The organism is Clostridium sp. M62/1, from assembly GCF_020736365.1.
Classification (GTDB): Bacteria; Bacillota; Clostridia; order Lachnospirales; family Lachnospiraceae; genus Otoolea; species Otoolea saccharolyticum_A.
The window spans coordinates 1995619-2010567 of the sequence record NZ_CP085988.1 but is presented as its reverse complement, the minus strand read 5'-3'; the positions used below and the strand labels follow the sequence as shown (position 1 = coordinate 2010567).

The 14949-nt window shown below is 38.4% G+C and carries 15 protein-coding genes; 1 reads left to right on the top strand and 14 read right to left on the bottom strand.

Annotated features, from left to right (window positions below):
• Positions 1–8 precede the first annotated feature (8 nt).
• The 3 genes from tnpC to tnpA all read right to left on the bottom strand — a co-directional run bounded on the left by tnpC (position 9) and on the right by tnpA (position 2497).
• Positions 9–1646, bottom strand: coding sequence for an IS66 family transposase (tnpC, locus tag LK436_RS09445; RefSeq protein WP_227910026.1), 1638 nt, complete (start codon positions 1644–1646; stop codon positions 9–11).
• A 298-nt stretch (positions 1647–1944) separates the two neighbouring features.
• Complete coding sequence (gene tnpB / locus LK436_RS18535; protein ID WP_083794761.1) at positions 1945–2163, bottom strand: IS66 family insertion sequence element accessory protein TnpB; 219 nt, start codon at positions 2161–2163, stop codon at positions 1945–1947.
• On the bottom strand, positions 2141–2497 hold the full coding sequence (gene tnpA / locus LK436_RS09435; protein ID WP_227910025.1) for an IS66 family insertion sequence element accessory protein TnpA: 357 nt from the start codon (positions 2495–2497) through the stop codon (positions 2141–2143). The genes tnpB and tnpA overlap by 23 nt, the downstream gene beginning before the upstream one ends.
• Before the next feature lie 165 nt (positions 2498–2662).
• Between tnpA and LK436_RS09430 the strand changes: the two genes are divergently transcribed.
• Positions 2663–2872 (top strand): transposase domain-containing protein, encoded by a 210-nt coding sequence (locus tag LK436_RS09430; RefSeq protein ID WP_227910023.1) that lies wholly within the window; start codon positions 2663–2665, stop codon positions 2870–2872.
• A gap of 586 nt (positions 2873–3458) precedes the next feature.
• Here LK436_RS09430 and LK436_RS09425 read toward each other — a convergent pair.
• From LK436_RS09425 to LK436_RS09375, 11 genes are all read right to left on the bottom strand, one after another.
• On the bottom strand, positions 3459–4448 hold the full coding sequence (locus LK436_RS09425; RefSeq protein ID WP_008397846.1) for an acyltransferase family protein: 990 nt from the start codon (positions 4446–4448) through the stop codon (positions 3459–3461).
• A 66-nt stretch (positions 4449–4514) separates the two neighbouring features.
• Positions 4515–5609 (bottom strand): non-hydrolyzing UDP-N-acetylglucosamine 2-epimerase, encoded by a 1095-nt coding sequence (gene wecB / locus LK436_RS09420; protein ID WP_008397845.1) that lies wholly within the window; start codon positions 5607–5609, stop codon positions 4515–4517.
• Between the two features lie 80 nt (positions 5610–5689).
• Complete coding sequence (locus LK436_RS09415) at positions 5690–6715, bottom strand: NAD-dependent epimerase/dehydratase family protein (protein ID WP_008397844.1); 1026 nt, start codon at positions 6713–6715, stop codon at positions 5690–5692.
• Positions 6716–6752: 37 nt separating this feature from the next.
• Positions 6753–7481: an IspD/TarI family cytidylyltransferase gene (locus tag LK436_RS09410; RefSeq protein ID WP_008397843.1), complete on the bottom strand. Its 729-nt coding sequence runs from the start codon at positions 7479–7481 to the stop codon at positions 6753–6755.
• A gap of 80 nt (positions 7482–7561) precedes the next feature.
• Positions 7562–8983: a lipopolysaccharide biosynthesis protein gene (locus LK436_RS09405; RefSeq protein ID WP_008397842.1), complete on the bottom strand. Its 1422-nt coding sequence runs from the start codon at positions 8981–8983 to the stop codon at positions 7562–7564.
• A 30-nt stretch (positions 8984–9013) separates the two neighbouring features.
• Positions 9014–10261, bottom strand: coding sequence for an O-antigen ligase family protein (locus tag LK436_RS09400; RefSeq protein WP_008397841.1), 1248 nt, complete (start codon positions 10259–10261; stop codon positions 9014–9016).
• Complete coding sequence (locus LK436_RS09395) at positions 10245–11432, bottom strand: CDP-glycerol glycerophosphotransferase family protein (protein WP_008397840.1); 1188 nt, start codon at positions 11430–11432, stop codon at positions 10245–10247. The genes LK436_RS09400 and LK436_RS09395 overlap by 17 nt, the downstream gene beginning before the upstream one ends.
• Position 11433: 1 nt before the next feature.
• The gene (locus LK436_RS09390) at positions 11434–12147 is read right to left on the bottom strand and encodes a glycosyltransferase family 32 protein (RefSeq protein ID WP_008397839.1); all 714 of its coding nucleotides are present in this window, start codon (positions 12145–12147) and stop codon (positions 11434–11436) included.
• A 47-nt stretch (positions 12148–12194) separates the two neighbouring features.
• The gene (locus LK436_RS09385; RefSeq protein ID WP_008397838.1) at positions 12195–13013 is read right to left on the bottom strand and encodes a glycosyltransferase; all 819 of its coding nucleotides are present in this window, start codon (positions 13011–13013) and stop codon (positions 12195–12197) included.
• Positions 13014–13022: 9 nt separating this feature from the next.
• Complete coding sequence (locus tag LK436_RS09380) at positions 13023–13742, bottom strand: sugar transferase (protein ID WP_008397837.1); 720 nt, start codon at positions 13740–13742, stop codon at positions 13023–13025.
• Complete coding sequence (locus tag LK436_RS09375; protein WP_198006649.1) at positions 13739–14938, bottom strand: DegT/DnrJ/EryC1/StrS family aminotransferase; 1200 nt, start codon at positions 14936–14938, stop codon at positions 13739–13741. The genes LK436_RS09380 and LK436_RS09375 overlap by 4 nt, the downstream gene beginning before the upstream one ends.
• Between the last annotated feature and the right edge of the window lie 11 nt (positions 14939–14949).

Sequence of the window (14949 nt, the reverse complement as noted above, 5' to 3'; positions counted from 1 at the left end):
CTCCAACTTCAACTTTTCGATTTGATCCGACATCTCTGCTGTATCATGTCAGACCATGGCATCAGCTCTTCTATCCCTTCGGGCTCATTTTTGTAGTCCGGCATATAGAGCAGTACGGTCTCCAGATATGCGTAGATATTCAGATCGTTGAGTTTTGCAGTTTCTACTAAACTGTAAATGATAGAGCTGGCACGGGCGCCTTTTACGGTATCGTGGAACAGGAAATTTTTCCGGCCTACTGCATAGGGGCGGGCGATATTTTCTGCGATATTGTTCGATATGGAGCACCGCCCATCCAACAGGTAGTTCTCCATATATGGCTTCTGGTTTTTCGCATAGGTCACCGCTTTGGCCAGACGGCTTCTGCCAGCTGGCTTCACTGTTTCAAGCCATGACCAGTAAGCCTCCCAGATGGCAGACTCTGTCTCAAGGCGCTTAGCTTTCCGGGTGTCGGCATCCAGATCCGCATACTCCTTTTCCAGTTCGAATAACTGGTTACAGTAGTTTAAACCGATTTCTGCAGGGGTCTTATCGGAAGACTTCCTGGATTTTCCGGGAAGCGCTTCATTCCAGTACCGCCTCATATGGGCAAGGCAGCCACAGCGGATGACACCCTTCAGCTTATTGCAGCCACTGAAGCCATCGCAGATAAGGTAACCGGAGAATCCTTTTAGAAATTCCTCCGCATGATATCCTCCGCAGCTGGGCTGGTAATCATACAGGCGGATCGGCGGCAGCCCATCGTTCCCGGAGCCATACAGCCACATATAGGACTTGGACTGTGCCGTTTTCCCTTCTTCCCTCAGTACCTGGCAGGGTGTTTCATCTGCATGGATGATGTCCCTCTCCAGCAGGTGCTGGTGAAGCTGTTCATACACCGGCTCCATATAATCTATGCCGCATTTGATGACCCAGTTAGCCAGTGTCGCTCTGGGGAGCTTTACTCCCAGCTGTTTCCAGTTCGCCTCCTGGCGGTAAAGAGGGATGCTGTTCCCATATTTCTGATACATTACGTAAGCAACCGTGGACGGAGATGCCAGGCTGTGCTTCAGCAGCGGGCTTGGTGTTTCAGCCCCAACGATAACAGAAGCGCCGTCTTTCTTACATTCCGGACAGCCAAGCACTTCCTGGACATACTGGATCCGTTCCACTTTTGCAGGGATGATCCGCAGTTCTCCCCGCACGACCTTTTTCCCGATAACCTCCATCGGAGCATTGCAGTAGGGGCAGTTCCTGTCCTCATCCGGCACGGTGCAGGGAACTTCCACTACAGGAAGCCCTGCAAGGATCTCTTCCCTGGTGGCCTTTGGTTTCTTTGCCTTACGTTTATAACCACCAACAGCCTCCTCAAGAGCTGGTTCCGGGACAGAAGGATCTGCAGTGGCTTCTGCTTCATTGAACAGATCCATCTGTCCTGGAAATGCCTCTTTTTTTGTTTTTTCGCTGGAAGATGCGAACAGCTTTTTCTTCAGATATTCGACTGTCTCATTGAGATTTGCGATCGTCTGGTTCAGCTGTGCGGTCTGCTCCTCATGACTTTTGGTCATCTGCTCGATTGTATGACGCTGGCTGTCCACCAGCTGACGAAGGGATTCAATGGTCTCTTTCTGAAGCTGTATGAGCGCTTCCATCTCTGACTGCGGCATAGGGAACCACCTTTCTTTTTGCTGGTTCCTATTATACCGGAAATCCAGCAGAAAAGCGAATTTTCCGCCGTACTGCCGTCGTCATTTTGACGAAAGGAACATGTGGAAAACACATAGCATCGGCGGGATATTCCCTATGAAAAACGTTGGGTTTTCCACACGCGAACAGTAACCCGGGAAAAATGGAAAGCGTTATCCCCCTAATCTCCCGGCGGTTCCATTGTTATGTGGATAACCCATCAGCAGCGTTTTTTCCGCCCTATAAGGGAAGAAAAAATTTCTCCCTTTTGCACAAAGGTCAGAAGTCCTTTTTCCGGGCAGGCCGGATTGCCTTAGGCTGATCGATGGAAAGCCCCCCTAAAAGCCAGCGGTATTCCTGCCGGCTAAGATTTCTTACTTCGGAAGAATCCCGGGGCCACTGGAACCGCCCATCATCTAAACGTTTATAATAGAGGCAGAAGCCATCTTTTTCAAAATGGAGCGCTTTGATCCGGTCACAGCGTCTGCCGCAGGGCAAGAAGAGTATTGCGGATCACATCCGCCCCGGCCTGTTCATGGATCTCGATACGGATGCCCTGCATTTCCAGACAGATCGAGGGCGTATGGAAAGCTACGGTATCTGAATGCTGTTCCCTTTCCCAGAGTGGGATCTGGACAACTTCCTGTTTCTGTGCGGCAGCATCCACTGCTTCCGGAACCTCGCAGGCTTTTTTGCGTAAAGCCCGGACGTGGTAGTAAAATGTGCTGACAGGGATCCCGTTTTCTATGCACCATTGGCGGTCGGTAAGCCCGCTGGATCTGCACTGGGTGATCAGATTTAACCAATGTTCATCATTTAAAGTTGTACTCATTTGATTCATCTCCTCCAACGTGAGATTTTGGAGTAATCAGGTACAACAAAAGCGACTCAAGATGTGAGATTAAAGCATAGCTTTTGCAACTCCGAGAACCGGATAGGAAGTGAATTACTCCAAGTATCTGAAGTATCTCACAAAAGTTGGAGTTTGACTATCCGGTTGGTTATAAAGCGCTTACCGATCATCTACAGTATAACGGAAACAGCGAAAGCCAATAACCTGAATCCGTTCCGCTATCTGGATTATGTCCTGACAGTTGTGAAAGACCATCAGGATGATACGGATTACAGCTTCATTGAGGAACTGCTTTCATGGTCAGACCAGTTGCCGGAGATCTGCCGGAGCAAGTCAAAAACAACCAATCTGTAAACATGGCCGCCGGAAACGGCGGTCAAAAAATGAGCCAGTACCCATGGTTTACCGTATACTGCCGCAAAGAAACTTGTACGGTTGATATTCGCAATGGAAAAATCAGGGCAGGCATACGTACCGGCAGCTTAACTTATTCTGTAAATATCTCCTTTTAGAGTGCCTGAAATGACACTCTGTTTGTCATGCAGTTTTCAAGGTACACTTTTATCTGAAATGCATTTCTGCAATTCATTCAAAAAAATTTCATCTTAAACTTGACTTTTAATAGTTAGTCTTTTGTTTCCATTATACCATGGGAATACAATATTCGGAAACTTTGTCAACGGGTCCTTAATTATACGTCATCTTAGAAGGTAGTGTCAAGGATTACCATCTGGATTTGTCCGCTTTGTTTTCTCATCATAAAAAATGATCTCCTACAATTGATATAATAAGTATACCATACAGAAAGCCATTTCTTCTTAGTTTGTCAACATGTCCTTTTCTTCACAGCCTCTTTGATACTCTTTATTTAGTATTAACCTATTTTCTCATACGTAATTCCATAGGTCGAGATATCCATTATCTACCGTTCACCAAATAATTACACCTTATTCTTTATAGGCTTTACTATTTGAACTACCTTATCAAAAAATACTGCAGATACCACTATTACAATAATTAATAGTATACAGGTTCCTGTCATATCAGGAATTAGTTTCATCAAATTTATATTTTCCGGGCCTAAAATGTATAGGTGATGTACCAAATATATTTGATAAGAATATTTATTAATGAAATTAATGACTTTACTATTTGCTATACCTTTTTTATTTCCAATGTAATAAAGCATATAAAACAGTCCAAATCCCATTAACGAATGGATATATAAAACCGCCGTATCCCATATAGGGAATGTAATAGAACCGAAAAATTGAATATATATTCTTAGTATAGTCAGAAGTACGGATAGTATAATGGTTACAATTGCTATTTTGTTCAAATTATGCTTGTGTTTTTCTTTATTATAATAGAGATACCTTCTGCTCAAAAAATACGCTGTATAATAGCATACTACTCTGTTCACTTCATACTGAAAAATACCATAATACTGTAACATACATAAGAGCCCTGTAAATATCACTAATCCTAAAAACATTTTCTTATCCGATAGTTTTTGAAAATATTCTTCATAAAAATTTTGTAAATACGGCGTAAATAAATACAAGAATAATATGTAGTTTACATACCAAAGATGTCCCAGACCGGGAAAGCGGGAAGCAGTTAGAAACAACCCTAAAATTCCCTCTACTGTAACGTATTCTGGGGCATATAATTTATAGATACATATAGCAAAAACTGAGTAAGTCCAGTATGGAACCAACAACTTGATCCATTGTTTCTTTATCCATTCCGCTGGCTTTTCAATCGTTTTTTGCCCATATAGAATTCCAGAAATAATAAGAAAAATCTCTACCCCAACATTAAGATACCAAGCCAAGAAATTTCCATAATATTGTAAAATATGGCAGCTCACAATCATAATAACTGACATTGTTCTAGCAAAAACAATTCCTCTATCTATGCGCACCATCTTTCTTTTAGATGCCCTTTCTAATTTTTACTTTCTAGTATTCATATTTTATTTTTTTCTTTTTATTTAAATCTCTTCCAATATATCTGCTATCCTTTTGCTTGCAAACCCATCACCATAAGGATTACATGCCTTACTCATTCTCTCATATTCTTTCTTATCTTCTAAAAGCTGTTTAAAGGCTTTATATATTGTATCTTCATCAGTACCTACTAGCTTTAAAGTACCAGCTTGAATTCCCTCTGGACGTTCTGTTGTCTCTCTCATTACCAGAACCGGTTTTCCCAGTGAAGGCGCCTCCTCCTGTATCCCGCCAGAATCTGTCAATATTAAATAAGAACGTGCCAAAAAATTATGAAAATCCAAGACATCCAAAGGTTCTATAATACGTATTCTTTCATCACCGCCCAAAATAGAATTAGCCGCCTTTCTTACTGCTGGATTCATATGAATTGGATAGATCGCCTTTATATCTTCATGCTCATCACATACTCTCCTAATAGCACGAAACATATGCTGCATTGGCTCTCCTAAGTTTTCCCGTCTATGGGCTGTGATCATAATCAACCTACTTCCTTCCGCCCATTTAAGATGAGCATTTTCAAACTCTGGACATACAGTTATTTTAAGGGCATCTATGGCAGTATTTCCCGTTACATAGACTGTCTCTGGTCTTTTTCCTTCTCTAAGTAAATTACTCTTGGCCATTTCTGTTGGTGCAAAATGATAAGAGGCAATTATTCCTACGGCTTGACGGTTAAATTCTTCAGGAAATGGAGAATACAGATTATATGTACGAAGCCCAGCCTCCACATGCCCTACTGGTATCTGCATATAAAAACAAGCCAATGCTGTCACAAAGGTTGTAGATGTATCTCCATGAACCAGTACAACATCCGGCTTTTCCGCTTCAAGTACCTTCTTTATTCTGCTCAAAATTTCTCCAGTTATATCAAACAGGGTCTGACTTTTCTTCATAATTGCCAAATCATAATCAGGAACAATTTCAAAGGTCTTTAACACCTGATCAAGCATTTGTCTGTGTTGTCCTGTCACACATACCCTTATTAAAAAATTATTTCTCATTTTCAATTCACGGACGAGAGGACACATTTTTATCGCCTCTGGGCGTGTCCCAAAAACAACTAAAACTTTTTTCATTTACTTTCTCCTATTCTGTCCATTTTCATCAATCTTCAAAAAATAGCAGAGATCTCTTTATTATATTTTTAATTTTTTAATTATTGCCATCCCTCTATCATTTCCAAATACATCTCTCTAAGCCCAGTTTCCGGCCTCCACCCCAATTCCTCCAGTTTCGAAACATCTAACATTAACTTATGAGCAGGAGGAAATTTTTTCACATTTTCCTTACCTACTCCTACATAAACTTTTATCTTTCCTTCTGATATCTCTGATGCCACCATTTCAGCCATTTCCCGTATTGAACAATAGGTTTCCTTATTTGCCGCATTATAAACTTCCCCTGTCTTTCCTTTTAGAAGTACTGTGAGGATCGCTCTAACCGCATCCTCTGTATCCAGATACATTCTTTTACTTCTCCCATCTGTCATGATTTCGATATCTTTTCCATCTCTAACGCATCTAGCAAATTGGGCAAATACACGCGTATCATCCGCTTTGACTCCCCGTCCAAATGTCTGCGCAAGCCTAATAATTTTGACTGGGATGTGAAATTCACTTGCATATGAAACACATAGATTTTCACACATTCTTTTACTCTCTGGATAGCTACTTCTAAGCTCGAGCGGATTTAAATATTGAACTTGTTCCTCTGTAAGAAGTTTTTCCTCTTCTGTGAATCCATAGACCTCCATAGTAGACAAATAAACTACTCCTTTTACGCTCTTTTTTTTTGCAAATTCAAGAATATTAGCAGTTCCTTTCAAGTTGGTTTTTATAACCTGTACTGGATGTTCGATCATCATACTGCTTGCTGTAATACTTGCACCATGAATAATATAATCTATATCATCGGTTATCTCAGGCAAACAGCAAATATCTCCTTGGATAATCTGTATGTTCTCCTTACCTATTCTATTTCCCAACTTAGATAGCAAATCTTCCCGATTGCGTACAAGCAATATCAGTTTTACTCCCATCTGATACTGGGCATTTTCTTTTAACAAATATTCTGTCAAAACAGAACCAATAAGCCCCGACGCTCCTGTTACTAAAAGTTTTGCGTTTTTAAGCTCCTTTGGAATAATTTCTGTGTCCATCTCTTTTTCATAGCTTAAATTCATAACTTTTTCCTCTTTTCATTTGTTTCTGATAAACTCATTATTCCGAGTAACCATAAATCTGTTCATTTTCTTTTGCATCCAAAAGCGCACGCATAGTATAAAAATCATCTGGAGTTGTAATCTTTATATTTTCATATGGCCCATCTACAAGATGCAGAGAGTGATTGTAATATTGCATCATAGTACACGAATCAATAAAATCTGTTTTTCCCTCTGATAATGCTCTTTTATGTAACTCCATAATCTCTCTAAGCCAAAAACTTTGTGGGGCTTTTGCAACTCTAGAATTTCTTCTATCAGGTACATGATCGATCCGTCCATCTTCTTTGACAACTAAAATAGTTTCTTTTACAATACTCGTTGTTATAGCGGAACCATATTTTTCTACACTTTCAATGTTTTTTCTTATTACTTCTTCATTAATCAGTGGCCTTACTCCATCATGAATCAGTACAATGCTTTTATCATTTTCTGCTATCTCCTCTGCTGCACATAGTCCCTTGAAAATAGAAAGCTGTCCCGTTTCTCCTCCTGGAACTATTTTCTTCACCTTGTCCAATCGATATTGGTAAACCAGTTTATTCAAATATGGTATCCATGGCTGAACACAGGCTATTACAATTGCATCAATCAGAGAGCTGTTTTCAAAAATTTCCAAGGTATGAATAATAATTGGTTTATCATGGAGTTTTAGAAACTGTTTTGGTATCTCTCTACTGTGCATTCTGCTTCCTACTCCTCCAGCAAATATAACTGCTATATTCATTCTCACTTTTTCCTCTTATCAATATACTTTATAATGTTGGATAACTCTGCAGAGTCCTCTATAAATATGCTAAATGGCTACTATCTTAATTTTTTTAGAATATCTATTATGTTTCTTCTCTTCATGCAAATAATAGCTAAGGCACAAATCAAAACCAAATATCTTATAATAAAATAGTCATAGATTAAAGGCGATAAAACTGCACAACCAATTAATACAGCAGATACACCTGAAATGAAACGGATATCATAGACTTTGTTCTTCTCTATTTTTTTCATGTTTAAATAATGAAAAACAGTATAAAGTAAATAGCAAAATAATGTTGTATATGCTGCTGCATGGTAACCAAACAGTTTTATAAACACTACATTTAAAACCACATTTAATCCCGCAGCCATAATACTAGCAATCATTATCATATTTACTTTTTTATAGAACAACTCTACATTTCCAAACAAGGTATATAACCCCGAAAAATAGGTAGCTGCTATAATTGGAGGAATCAAATATGTTCCCTCATGGTAAGAGGAAGGAGCCACAATCCACATAATTTCTGGAGCAGTAAGCATAATCAAGGAGCAGAATACTGCATATAAAACACAAATCCATTTTGTAAGTGAATATATACTTTGATAATCCTGACTTCCCATTTTTTCATATGTCCATGGCGTCAAAACTGCATTAATTGAATTCCAGATAATGCTCACCACAGCAGCTGCTGTTGCTGAAATACCATAGATCCCTGCACTCGCTTCGTTTACCATTTTAGCAATCATTATTCTGTCAGCAGCTGAAAGAATATACTGTGAAGCATAGTGTGGCACAAGAGGAATACTTAATTTAAATGCATACCATACATACGACAAGCGGATTCTTAATCGTGTCTTTACATATGTATAAAGATAAAATACAAACCAAATCACCAAACTGGGAATATAGGAAGCCCAAAGTTTTATACTTGCTTTATCTCCATCCGCATAGAGCAGAAAAAAAATCCCGAAAGCAGGTGACAGGACAGCAAGAATGGCAGAAATAATAGCAGGTTTTATATACTTAAATTCATATCTTTGTCTTGAAACCCAGAAGTTATTAGCCGGTTTTACCATAAAAATGATAAACATTAAATATATTAAAGAAACATTCAGACCAATCTGGAGCCCTTTTCGTACAAGAAACATCAAAACGCAAAATATACCTACTGTTACCAGATTTGATAAAAATAAAATTGATGATATAAAGGAATCTCTGTCGTTTTTAAATTCAAACATTCCATTATTAAAAATTCCATACTGTAGTGACAGCATAGTAAAAACCCCTAAAATTGCCTCCCAAGAGTAATATACAGATGTAATTCCATATTCCTCTGCAGTTAAAAGCCTTGTATAAATAGGCGTTGTAATAAATCTGATACCTTCATTCAAGAAACTAACCATCATAAATACTAATGAAGCTTTAGCGGCATCATTTAACCCCATCCATCTGGTTTTTAATTGTCTTAGCATAAACAATTTCAATATCCTTTTCTATGTTCACTAAAAATATAATTTTGCTCTGCTTTTTTTCCAATTATCTTGTATCAATGGAAGAACAGTTACAGCATACAGAATCCAAAAATTACTATAATAAATAGAGTTATCCATAATTCCCTTGGTTAAAATATAAGTTTGTACTAAAAAAGAAAATCTTAAAACCGTTTTTCTTTCTCCATCTTTTTCAGAAACAAGTGCCTTCCCACTTGCAAAAAAGATACTAAGTAGAATGCTTATTATACACAAAGCCCCAAATATTCCAACTTCACAGAAGAGTTGTAGATAAATATTATGTACATTTGAAACTATATCTATAATTTTTCTTCCTTCTTCAGCAAATCCTCCCCAACCAATTCCAAATAGAATATGTTCTTTAAACAGTTCTACTGCTGTCACATACAGCCCTAACCTTCCATTCATTATGTCTTCACCTGACAGTAATTCTGAAAACGTCATTAGATAACGATTTGTACCTTTGTAATCCACTAACACTCCTTGAATTACCAAACACATTATAAGGCCCAATACTACAGAAATAAAAATGCTCATTAAAACAGCAGCTTTTTTCTGACGATTTATACAGATAAAAACAAACAGCACTACAGATGCAAAAAAAGCAAGTAACTCTCCTCTTCTTCCCAGAAAAACCAGAGAGCTAAATAGAAATAAAAAAAGTATGACTCGTAATTTTTTCTTCTTATACTCAGAAATAATAAAAAATAAGCTTAATACGATGCAATCTGCAGTTACCCCTATCTCATACCCAAGACTTGGCGCATACCCTTCACGAATTAAATGTTGGTTATATGCTAAATGTTCTGGTTTCATTAGGGGTTCTACTATTGAGAAGTACACAGAAGGTACAATTTTATATATCCAGATCAGACATCCCGATATAACTGCTGGAAGTATAAATATACTATAGTTTTTATTCAGATTATTTTCGGATTCAGTGAACAAAAGCAAAAACAATACAGATACCAGCATAGCTATTAAATAATAGCTTCCTCTGCTTATGTACTCAGTTCCTCTTATATTCAGTATAACTAGAATTGAAAAGCATAGAACTCCAGCAAGAATTCCATTTATTCTGGCCATTTTTCTGTTTAGCAGAAGAACGAAAATAGCACTAGTCCATAATAGCATGTTAAATACTACCGGTATGCCCAGTGGTTCATAAAAAATGAATAAAGCATGTGAGGCAATAAATAGCTTTAAGGCAATATTTTCGTAATTATGGTTCTTTTCCATTTCTTTTTTCCTTAGATTGACATTGTTCTTTTATTAAGTTATAAATTTGTTCTGAAGCGCACCCTGTTTCATAACTTTTCAACATTGTATGATGTTTTTCATTTCTCCTTTTTTGACTTTCTTCATTAAACTTTATAATTTCCTGCTCCAGTTCTTCGTTGTTTCTGCAGACTGGATAGGGCCATTCATCTATATCTAAATAGAAATCCCTTTCTTTTTTATATTTACTTAGATCTGGTGTATAAAGGAATCCTGGTTTATCTGTAAACGAAAAATCCCAGACAGACGATGAATAATCGGTAATCAGAACATCCACTGTATAAAGTAATTCCTGCATATCGGGATACTTACTGACATTTCTACAATTTTCTTCTAACTCAAAATTATGTTCTGAAAAATAATGACTTCTAAATAAAAATATCCAATCCTCTCCAAATTTTTTTTTCAAAACACTTAAAAGTCTTTGTACATCAAGCATCTCAATTTCATCAGAAAAATTATCTTCGCCAGCATTTCCTCTATAGGTAGGTGCATATAAGACCAGCCGTTTTTTTGTTAAAATATTCAACTTTTTTCGTACTTGAACTTTTATCTTGTCGTTCACAGAAAAAAACAGATCATTTCGTGGCATGCCGCAGGAAACAAACTGGCAATTATAAAGAAGAAGAGCCTTTTTCATAATTTCAGAAAAAATCTCAGAGCTTGAGATAAAAAACGTAGTTTGTTTTGCTGATATCTCAATCCTTTTCCTAGATGAGCCATTTATATCCTCTTCGACATCTATCCCTCCTTTTTTATAAGCCCCACCTCCATGCCATGTGTTAATTTGGATTTGTTTCCGTCTAACAGGCAATACAGGAGTTATTCCATTATTCGTAATAATAATTTTGGAGGTCAATATGTAATAAATATATTTTAATGAGTTATGGGCTGTTAAAATTGGATTGCCTTTTATCTCTTCCACGTCTGTTTGATTCATTTCCCATATACACAAAAACTCTCCGTTGCTTTTTTCAATGAGCTTTTCATAAATATATTTCGGATTACAAGAATAACTCTTACCTTCATAGCTTGAAAAAAAAATCTGATTTTGTTTTACTGGAAAAATATAAAAAATTTTCAGCAAATTTCTAAATAACATTAATTTTAATTTCTCTTTTGTTTTTCGCATATCACTCTAAAAAATCCTTTACCGCGATTACCTTTTTCATCATTTTGGGACCCAATACTTTTTTTATTTTAGAGTTTATCTTTCCTGAAGATGGAAGCCATGAACCTGCAAAATGATGAATTGTGTATGTATTTTTAGTAACCGTCAATTCCAATGTCCGATTATTCTTCGGGCAAAAATAATCAGTAGGATAAAATGTGTAATCCATAATTCTCTGTTTCTTATTGTTTAAAAGAAGCCCTTTTTTCTGTGAAAAATTGGATATAAGTTCTACATTTGTCGTCATATCTGTATGATGCTCCCCATCTACAAAGTGCTTATCTTTATACAGACTAAGCAGCTCACCAATGAATTTGTTTTCCTTTTCACAAGCCATGATTCCTGTAGGAACTTTATCGGGAAGTTCAAATCCTGAAAATCCTGGTTCAGTTAAAAGATCATCTAAAGGTTTAATTACTTCCACGTCTGTATCCATATAGATTCCTCCTGATTCATATAAGACTTTTAATCTTACATAATCTGTAATAAAAGCCCATTTTTTCTCTTCATATGCCTCTTTGGTATATGGAACACTATTTACATCAAAGTTTTCTTCGCTCCATTTAATAATCTGGTAATCTGGACAGTATCTTTTCCAAGACTCAATATATCTTTTTGATTCTTCTGGAAGTTCATTTCCCCCAAACCAGCAATAATGAATAATCTTAGGTATCATAAATTTTTCCTCTCTAATTTAATTTTTTTTTGATGCTAGTTAGTAAGTTATCTCAAAATCCTTTTAAAAAAGGCGAATCTAAGTTGCTCTGGCATAAGGCAAACTATAAATTGAATAAGAATTGTACTAAGATAATCCCAATCTGAAATAAAACCTGTTTTTCGGATCTTTTTTCTTCCATTGCAATAATGCTTGAAGTATTCCCAACCGCCTCTTCTCCTAATCATTGCAAGCCCGGTTCTAACATAGACTAAATCAACCGGTATATTAATTCCGTAAGCTCCTTTTCTCAACATATCACACCAGAGCAGATCATCTTCCATGTAAAGAGCATCTTTATAATTACCCGCATTTAACACCGCTTTCTTTTTATACATTACTGTCATGTGATTAAAGGCGCTTCTTTTCCTCTGATATTTACATATCTCTTTGTAACTAAGAGGAACTTTTCTCTCTGCAAGTACATTTTCTTTTACGCCTTCAAACTCTTTAATATATCCCCCCACAATGTCTAAATGACTATTCTTTTTAAATTCTTCTAATTGCAACTCAAAGCGCGTTGGAGCGCAAATATCGTCTGTATCCATTCTAGCTATCAAATCATAGTTACATGCTTTCACTCCTTCAGCCAAGGCCAGCCCAAGTCCTCTATTCTTCTTTAATGGTACTCGTTTTATTAGATCAGGATATTTTTTTTCATAAAATTGTATAGCTTCATAAACATCTTTTGAAATCGGGCCGTCTTCTACAATTACTATCTCATTTGGCAATATTGTTTGATTCAAAATACTTTCCATACACTCTTGAAAATATTCCACTTTTTCTTTTATATACAGTGACATTAAAACACTGAATTTATGGTCCATCGCAACTCCTTATCTAGTTACAGCAACTACTGTTTTTATTAAAATCAACATTTCTTTAACCACCGAGAACCTTCTAACTCCATCCAGATTCCCTTTCATCTTCTCCGGCAGCACTCTCTCCACGTACACCTCGTCCACGCTCAGCCCTTCCTTCACCCCTTCGGCAATCATTTCATCTTCATCCTTAAACATTACGCTTGCCTCCGATGTCACCCCCGCAGGCAGCAGGAGCGTGGCGTACATTTCCCTGGTGTACTGTTTGACGTACTTCACCACCTCAGGCCTTGTCCCTACGAAGCTCATTTCTCCCTTCCAGATATTGATGAGCTGTGGCAGCTCGTCCAGCCGGCATCCGCGAAGCCGTTTCCCCACTCTCGTGATTCTCTCGTCTCCACTTGTGGTTACCAGGCTTCCGATTTTATCTGCATCCTGAACCATGGTACGGAATTTATATATTTTAAATACTCTGCCGTACTGGGTCACTCTCTCCTGTCTGTAAAACACAGGCCCTTTGGAATCCAGTTTGATCATAAGGGCCAGTGCGGCAAATACGGGGGAAAGTGCCGCCAGCATAACAGAAGACATGGCAAAATCAAATGTCCTCTTAACTGCGATGCTCCCCCGCCTCCTGTTGAGCGCCTCATAGTAGGGCTTCACTTCCTCGTTTCTCATAAATTCCGGAAGTTCCCCCCATTCCCTCCACAGTGTCTTTCTCACTTTTTTCTTCATCGCTCCTCCAGAATATCCTTCAGCGCGCTGATCACATAATCCACCTGCTCATCGGTCAGGCATGTATGTAGCGGCAGAGTAACCTCATTTTCGTACATCCGGTATGCATTAGGAAAATCCTTTATATCAAATCCCAGATTTTTATAGGCCGTATGCATAGGAAGCGGTTTATAATGTACATTCGCCGCAACTCCACGCTCTGCCAGCTTCTCGATTACCTGATTTCTGTATGATACATCCTTTCCGGTAAGTCTCAGAAGGTAAAGATGGCGACTGGAACTGCTGTCCCCGTCATCATGTTTCAGACTCTCCACTGGAAGTCCAGCCAGTCCAGCCTCATATCGTTCGATGATCTCTCTTCTTCTCTTTAACAGCTCAGGATAGCGTTTAAACTGCACCAGTCCGATAGCCGCCATAATGTCCGTCATATTACATTTGTAATAGGTTCCCACAATGTCATATTCCCATGCTCCAAGTTTCGTCTTTGCTAGAGCATCCTTATTCTGTCCATGCAGGGAAAGAAGCTGATACTGTCCATATATCCAGTCGCTGTCTATCCCCGGGATTTCATTCCAGGTGACAGCTCCCCCCTCCGCTGTAGTCAGATTTTTTACAGCATGGAAAGAAAAGCTGGTAAAATCTGCGATCTGCCCGCACATTTTACCTTTCCTGGACGCTCCAAAAGCGTGAGCAGCGTCAGCCAATACAGCAACCCTTCCGATAGCCTTCTGAAGTTCATTTTCAGCATGGAACAGCTCGCGTTTTCTTTCCACAATCTCAAATATCCTGTCATAATCGCAGACTACTCCCGCCAAATCCACCGGAATAACAGCCTTCGTTCTTTCTGTAATTGCCTGCTCCAGCTTATCGTAGTCCATCTCGAAGGAATCAGGAGCCGTATCTACCAGAACCAGTTTCGCTCCCACATGGCAGACAACGCTGGCGCTTGCTGTGTAGGTATATGCACTGGTAATCACCTCGTCTCCTTCTCCGATTCCAAGGAGCAGAAGAGTCAGCTCCATACAGGCAGTCGCTGAATTCAGACAGACAGCACGTTTCGTTCCTGTAAAAGCTGCAATCTCCTGTTCAAACTTCTTTGTTCTGGGACCAGTGGTAATCCAGCCAGATCGCATGGCCTCAGCCACCTCACTGATTTCTTCTTCCGTAATATCCGGCGGCGAAAATGGAACCTTCATCATACCTCTCT

Excerpts from the sequence above, each read along its gene's own strand:
- tnpC (WP_227910026.1), bottom strand. The coding sequence starts at position 1,646 with ATGCCGCAGTCAGAGATGGAAGCGCTCATACAGCTTCAGAAAGAGACC.
- LK436_RS09395 (WP_008397840.1), bottom strand. The coding sequence starts at position 11,432 with ATGCGAAAAACAAAAGAGAAATTAAAATTAATGTTATTTAGAAATTTG.
- LK436_RS09380 (WP_008397837.1), bottom strand. The coding sequence starts at position 13,742 with ATGAAGAAAAAAGTGAGAAAGACACTGTGGAGGGAATGGGGGGAACTT.
- LK436_RS09415 (WP_008397844.1), bottom strand. The coding sequence starts at position 6,715 with ATGAATTTAAGCTATGAAAAAGAGATGGACACAGAAATTATTCCAAAG.
- LK436_RS09405 (WP_008397842.1), bottom strand. The coding sequence starts at position 8,983 with ATGCTAAGACAATTAAAAACCAGATGGATGGGGTTAAATGATGCCGCT.
- LK436_RS09375 (WP_198006649.1), bottom strand. The coding sequence starts at position 14,938 with ATGAAGGTTCCATTTTCGCCGCCGGATATTACGGAAGAAGAAATCAGT.
- tnpA (WP_227910025.1), bottom strand. The coding sequence starts at position 2,497 with ATGAGTACAACTTTAAATGATGAACATTGGTTAAATCTGATCACCCAG.
- wecB (WP_008397845.1), bottom strand. The coding sequence starts at position 5,609 with ATGAAAAAAGTTTTAGTTGTTTTTGGGACACGCCCAGAGGCGATAAAA.
- LK436_RS09390 (WP_008397839.1), bottom strand. The coding sequence starts at position 12,147 with ATGATACCTAAGATTATTCATTATTGCTGGTTTGGGGGAAATGAACTT.
- LK436_RS09425 (WP_008397846.1), bottom strand. The coding sequence starts at position 4,448 with ATGGTGCGCATAGATAGAGGAATTGTTTTTGCTAGAACAATGTCAGTT.
- LK436_RS09385 (WP_008397838.1), bottom strand. The coding sequence starts at position 13,013 with ATGGACCATAAATTCAGTGTTTTAATGTCACTGTATATAAAAGAAAAA.
- LK436_RS09400 (WP_008397841.1), bottom strand. The coding sequence starts at position 10,261 with ATGGAAAAGAACCATAATTACGAAAATATTGCCTTAAAGCTATTTATT.
- LK436_RS09410 (WP_008397843.1), bottom strand. The coding sequence starts at position 7,481 with ATGAATATAGCAGTTATATTTGCTGGAGGAGTAGGAAGCAGAATGCAC.